This is a genomic window from Arenimonas sp. (assembly GCF_044348765.1).
Lineage (GTDB): Bacteria > Pseudomonadota > Gammaproteobacteria > Xanthomonadales > Xanthomonadaceae > Arenimonas.
In genome coordinates this window covers 1-4,317 of sequence record NZ_JBIKSE010000094.1, presented here as the reverse complement: position 1 = coordinate 4,317, position 4,317 = coordinate 1, and the positions used below count along the sequence as shown (strand labels likewise).

The following is a 4,317-nucleotide window of genomic DNA, read 5'->3' as shown; positions in this document are numbered from 1 at the left end:
ATGCTTGCCTCGCCCGCCGACGGCAGCACGATTGTGATGATGCCAGGGGGCAATGCGACGATATTCCCGCATGTCTATCCAAAGCTGCGTTATGGGCTAAGTGATCTCTCGCCGTTGGCCGGTGTCTGCTCTTTCCAGTTTGCTTTGGGCGTCGGACCGGGTACGCCTGCCAGGACACTCAAGGAGTTTGTGGATTGGGCCAAGGCAAACCCGGGTAAGGCCAGCTACGGCACCCCAGGGGCTGGCACGGCCATGCACTTCATGGGCGTGATGTTCGCGCGAAAGGCCGGTATTGAATTTCAGCATGTGCCCTATCGCGGTGGCGCAGCAGCGATGACGGATGTGTTGGGTGGCACGATTCCCTCGCTTGCCACCACGTTGCCCAACCTGGTTACGCATCACAAGTCCGGCAAGCTTCGTATTCTTGCCTTCAGCGGCGACAAAGCCTTGCCTGGCCTGCCGGGAGTGCCCACATTCAAAGAGCTGGGTTACCCAGAGCTACAGCTCACCGAGGTGTTTGCATGTTTTGCATCGAGTAAAACACCCAAAGCAAGCCAATTGGAACTGGAGGCGGCGATTGTGGCTGCGGCGCGTAGCCCTCGCTTGGTTGCAGCAATTGAAAAGTTGGAGTTCGATTCTGACGTCAGGTCCTCTGTTGATTTGGCTCGCCATCTCAAGGACGATTTTGAACGTTGGGGGCCTGTCATCAAGGCGACCGGTTACACCGCTGAAAACTGATGCACGGCTGTCTGCGAACTCCTGTGACATGATTTGAGACGACCTAACATTTTGCTGATCATGAGCGATCAGCACCGCGCAGACTGCTTCGGATTTGAAGGGCGTAGGGTGCGGACGCCGCATCTAGATTTACTGGCTCGGCAAGGCACGCGATTCAAAAACTGCATCACGCCCAATGTGGTGTGCATGCCCGCAAGAAGCGCCATTTTGACCGGTACGCTGCCACTGACCAGTGGGGTACACGACAATGGCATCGACCTTGACGAGGCCATCGCTGCCGACGGTTTTGCAGGCCGATTGAGCCAAGCGGGCTACGACACGCGATTTATAGGCAAGGCGCATTTCTCGAGCAATCATTCATACGCAAACCGACCAACCGGCCGCTGCGAAAACATTCCGAGTTCGCATCTGTTTGCAGACGATTGGAGAGGCCCTTACATGGGCTTTGATCAGGTCGAGTTGATGCAGTTGGGGCATAACTATTGGCTTCCCGAGCCTAGTCCAGGCGGCTTGCATTACGAGCGCTGGTATCACCGCGATGGATTGGGCGCAATGAAAAACGCCCTTTACAGCCAGCGCCTTGACCCGCAAACGCAGGCTGCACAAACGCACAACAGCGCCTTGCCCACCGCTTGGCACAACAGCACCTGGGTGGGCGATCGCGCGGTCGAGTACATCGCTGAGCATGGTCGGCGTCAACGGCAAGCTTCCGATGCGCAAATGGAGGTAAAGCCATTTTGCGCGTGGGTGTCGATGGCAGATCCGCATCATCCATTTGATGCACCAGCGCCCTGGTGTTGGATGCATCGGCCAGAAGAGATTGACCTACCACCGCATCGGATTCGAGATCTTCACAAACGCCCGTGGTGGCACAGAGCAGCGCTGGAAAACACACCCGGTGGCACACCGGAAAGCAGAAAAATTCGAGAGGAATACTCCCGAATGGCTCAGCAAACCGATGTTCAGTTGCGCGAGATCATTGCCAATTACTACGGCATGATTTCTTTAGTCGATCATCAGGTGGGCCGGATCTTGTCCGCTCTGGATGACGCTGGCTTGGCTGACAACACGCTCGTTGTGTTCACTTCCGACCACGGCGAGTTGTTGGGTGATCATGGCCTCATGCTCAAGGGCCCAATGCATTACGAAGGCCTGCTGCGCGTCGGCTTGATCATGCGCGGGCCCGGAGTTGCAGCAAATCACGTGTCCGATCAGCCCGTATCCACGATTGATCTGGCAGCGACCTTCGCCGACTACGCGTCCACACCTGTGCCTTCTGCGGTGCACAGCAAGAGCCTAAGGCCGCTTCTCCTCGGCGAGGTGAATGCAGAGCGCGATCACGCCTACAACGAGTGGCGGCTGGGGCCATCGCGTTGTGGCGTGGCTTTGGACTTGCGCACTGTGCGTACTCGCAGCGCAAAGCTGACTGTTGAATTGGACAGTGGGGTCGGTGAAATGTACGACCTCAGCAATGATCCCTACGAGCGCGAAAACCTGTTTGATGATCCCAGGCATCGTGGCTTGCGTGAGGAATTGATGCAACGACTCTTGGACCGACCCGACGATATTCGCAACCCGCTCCCGGAGCCGGTAGGGCCCGCTTGATTTTTTTCCTGTGGCGCTTCAACGCATCGACACATTGCATCGTTCGCCCATGACTGGAAAACCATTCAATAGCCTGATCTTGCTGACCGATGAGCAAGATGCCCATGCCTTAGGCTGCGCTGGCCACCCCTTCGTCAAGACCCCCAATCTGGATGCACTCGCTGCCCGTGGCACCCGATTCACGCAAGCCCTCACACCTTCCCCAATCTGTGTACCCGCAAGGGCCGCACTGGCGACGGGGCGATGGGTGCATGACATCGCGTATTGGGATAACGCCATGGGCTATGACGGACGCACGGCCAGTTGGGGGCATGCCCTGCAAGCTGCTGGCCATTGCGTCGAGTCGATAGGGAAACTGCACTACGTCAATGGCACAGCGCCGACCGGCTTTTCCAGGCAGCATGATCCCTTGCATTTGGCCGACGGCATCGGTCAGGTCTGGGGCTCGGTGCGCAACCCATTGCCCAGCGCGCCGCGTCCATCGCGTCTGTTTAACGAACTCGGTGCCGGGCTGTCCAGCTATAACCGGTATGACATGACCTCGGCAGATCACGCAGCGCAGTGGCTGAATGACAAGGCAGCCGAGAAAGATGCATCTCCGTGGGCCTTGTTCGTAGGATTTGTCGCCCCCCATTTTCCTTTGGTCGTGCCCCAACGCTATCTCGATGCAATCGACATCAATGCCATTGCCGACCCTAGGCTGCATCCTCAGAGCGGCTACCAGCGCCACCCCTGGGTGCAACGACATGCAGATTTTTCAAATGCCGATGATGAATTAGGCACGCCCGAGCGCCGCCGCTTGGCTTTGGCGTGCTATTTCGCCTTGGCTTGCTTCATTGATGAACAAATCGGCAAAGTGCTGCAAGCGCTCAGGCAAACCGGTTTGCAGGCATCTACCCGAGTGATCATGAGTAGCGATCATGGCGACAACCAGGGTGTGCGCGGGATGTGGAATAAATCGACGCTCTACCGCGAAGCCACTCACATTCCTTTGATCTTGGCTGGGCCGGGGATCCCACCTGGCAGAGTCTGCTCGACCCACGTTAACCTGATCGATATTGCCCCTACCGTACTCGACAACGCGAACCTGCCCGCAGATCCTAGTCTTCCGGGCAGATCGCTTGTGGATGTCGCCAACGAGAAAGACGATCCTCAACGGATCGGCTTTAGCGAGTACCACGCTGTGGGTTCGCCCAGCGCAGCCTACTTGGTGCGGCAAGGTCAGTGGGCATATCACCACTACGTGGGCTATGAGGCAGAATTGTTCGACATGGCGGCTGATCCAGGTCAAGCCGTAGACCTCGCCACGGATGAAGGCTATCGGCCGATCCTAGAGCACATGGCATCGCTTCTTAATCAAATGCTTGACCCACTGGCCACAGACCAGCGCGCCAAGGCCGATCAAGACGCACTGATTGCCCGATTTGGCGGCCGGGAAGCAGCTCTGGGCAAAGGGCCCGCAGGGGCAAGCCCGGTGCCGTCGCGCTGACGATTGGCCAAGGCGGAGGCCTCGTCCAGTGACCGAGTCGCACTCAAGTGCACGAGAGGGACCAACATGACTGATTCCTTGCACGACGACCCAGCGAAAACCTGCTCAGGTCTTTTCAGGGTCTTGCAGCCATGTCGGGATGTCGCGCTGTCCCTGCAGCACACGCCAGACATCGACGTGGTCCTGCTGCTCGACGTAGAACACAAGGTACGGGAAGCGATTCAGATGCCACGAACGCAGACCCGGCAGGTTGAGTTCATGCGCATAACGCGATGATCCAATCGCAGGATGGCGGCTGATCTGGATGTAGGCTCGCTCAAGTGCATCGATAAATCCAAGCGCTGCTTTTTCTGCGTGCTCGTCTAGATAGTGGGCAATGGCCTCGTCGACATCCCGGTTGGCTTGTTCACGCGGGATGACTGATTTGGACTTCACCCTCGAGAGCCGGCCTTTGCATTTTGACGCACCCGGTTTCGCAGGCCATC

The 4,317-nt window shown here is 57.7% G+C and carries 4 protein-coding genes; 3 read left to right on the top strand and 1 reads right to left on the bottom strand.

The genetic code is table 11. From position 1 onward, the window contains the following. The 3 genes from ACIQ0Q_RS09005 to ACIQ0Q_RS08995 form a co-directional block, all read left to right on the top strand. On the top strand, window positions 1–738 hold a 738-nt coding region (locus tag ACIQ0Q_RS09005; protein WP_395772605.1), incomplete at its 5' end, for a Bug family tripartite tricarboxylate transporter substrate binding protein. Between the two features lie 51 nt (window positions 739–789). After that, complete coding sequence (locus ACIQ0Q_RS09000) at window positions 790–2,343, top strand: sulfatase (RefSeq protein ID WP_395772604.1); 1,554 nt, start codon at window positions 790–792, stop codon at window positions 2,341–2,343. A 10-nt stretch (window positions 2,344–2,353) separates the two neighbouring features. After that, window positions 2,354–3,832: a sulfatase-like hydrolase/transferase gene (locus ACIQ0Q_RS08995; protein ID WP_395772603.1), complete on the top strand. Its 1,479-nt coding sequence runs from the start codon at window positions 2,354–2,356 to the stop codon at window positions 3,830–3,832. A 105-nt stretch (window positions 3,833–3,937) separates the two neighbouring features. Here the strand turns inward: ACIQ0Q_RS08995 and ACIQ0Q_RS08990 are convergent. After that, on the bottom strand, window positions 3,938–4,317 hold a 380-nt coding region (locus ACIQ0Q_RS08990; protein ID WP_395772602.1), incomplete at its 5' end, for a type II toxin-antitoxin system RelE/ParE family toxin.